We start from the raw sequence: 1,503 nt of genomic DNA, 5'->3' as shown, positions 1-1,503 counted from the left end.
CATCCAATGCCGCGAAGTTAAGCGCTCGGCAGCGGTGTCAATGCGTCAGGGAGGGTGATCTTGTAGGTGTTCGGCGCGGTGCGGATGAGTCGGCCGTTGCGGGCCCAATAGCAGAGTTGCGCGGTGATGCTGCTGAGGGGGCGCCCCGAGGTGGCGAGCCCGAGATGCCGCGCGATGTCCCGGGTGTGCATGGCCTGGTTGGAGTTCTCTGCCAAGAGTCGGCAGACCTGACCCCAACGACCGGAGAGGGGCCGGCTCGGGTCCTGCGCGCCGGGCAGAGCCGGTGGGTGCACGGTGATCTCGATGGTGGTGATCGGGGTGCTGGCGCGTGGACGCCCGTCGCGGTTCCAGATGTTGTATCGGGAGGTTCCGCACTTGACGATGCGGGCGGACAGCCGCATCCGGCGCCCGGGAAGCAGCGCGAGCAGAACGCGGGCGCCGATGTATCCCACCAGGTCAGAGCGGCTGCTCGGCCCTATGACCGCGGTCGTTGTGACCAGGCTGACCACCGTGTCGCGGGCGGCTTCCAGAGCGACGGTGAAGCCGGCCCGGTCGGGATCGCAGCCGGGCATTGTCTCCACCGCGGTCCATGACCGAGCGCAGAGCCTGGTAGAGGGTGAGCAGTGCCCACATTTCCTGGTTGAGACCCACGGGGTCCTTCGAACGCAGGACTCGGCCTTTGAGCAGGGTGTGACGGAGCGCCAGGTAGGTGATCTCGATCTCCCAGCGTTCGTGGTAGAGACGTACCAGGTGGTCGGCGGGATCGGTGCGGTGGTTGGTGAGCGTGGTCAGCAGGCGGTAGGTCCCGCCGAAGTCGCCGCCGTCGGCGGTGCGGGAGTGGATCTCGGCCTCGATCACCCGCAGAGGGAGGCCCGCGATCCGGGTCAGGTAGGAGCCGTCGGGCAGCAGCGCCAGCACCGGCGGGCGTCGGGTGCTGGTGGCGCGTATCAGGAACTGAGTCCCCTGAGCTGCGATGTCTGCGAGCAGTTCGTTGCTGTCGAAGGCGCGGTCCGCCAGGAGGAGCATGTCCGGGGTGAGGTGGCCGATCAGGTCGTGGGCGTAGTCGGTCTCGCCCTTGGAGGCGGAGCCGAAGACCGCTGCGATCAGGCCGCGGGTGCCTGTTTCGCACAAGGTCATGAGCATCAGCCGGGGGTGGCCGGTCGGGCCGTAACGGCGTTCGGTGCGGCCGAGCCAGGACCGGTTGCGCTCGTGGTCGGGCACGTTCAGGCTCCCGCAGCCGTCGAAGGCGACCGTGCGCCAGCGGCGGTAGCGCACTCCGGGTCTGGACGGCTGGGCCAGCGGGCCGGCCAGCACGTCGAACAGCCGCTTGAGCGGGGCCACCCCGACCCGCCGGCGCAGATCGCGAAGTGCCTTCTCCGAGGGCTGCGGCACCCGGGAGGACAGTCCAGCTGCGAGTTTGCCCCATACCAGTCCGCTGCCCAGATGCCCGAACAGCCCGAGCGCGAGCACGAAGTACACCCCGACGCGAGAGGGGAGGATCCG

The 1,503-nt window shown here is 69.0% G+C and carries 2 protein-coding genes; both read right to left on the bottom strand.

Annotation, left to right across the window (positions count from 1 at the left end):
- Window positions 1-17: 17 nt before the first annotated feature.
- Window positions 18-452: a hypothetical protein gene (locus tag AB0M76_RS43440; RefSeq protein WP_365958291.1), complete on the bottom strand. Its 435-nt coding sequence runs from the start codon at window positions 450-452 to the stop codon at window positions 18-20.
- A 4-nt stretch (window positions 453-456) separates the two neighbouring features.
- The coding region (locus tag AB0M76_RS43435; RefSeq protein ID WP_365958290.1) for a transposase at window positions 457-1,503 on the bottom strand (1,047 nt) is incomplete at its 5' end.

It is taken from the genome of Streptomyces sp. NPDC051364 (assembly GCF_040682115.1).
GTDB lineage: Bacteria > Actinomycetota > Actinomycetes > Streptomycetales > Streptomycetaceae > Streptomyces.
The sequence above is the reverse complement of the archived record's forward strand: the minus strand, read 5'-3'. Positions and strand labels throughout refer to the sequence as shown.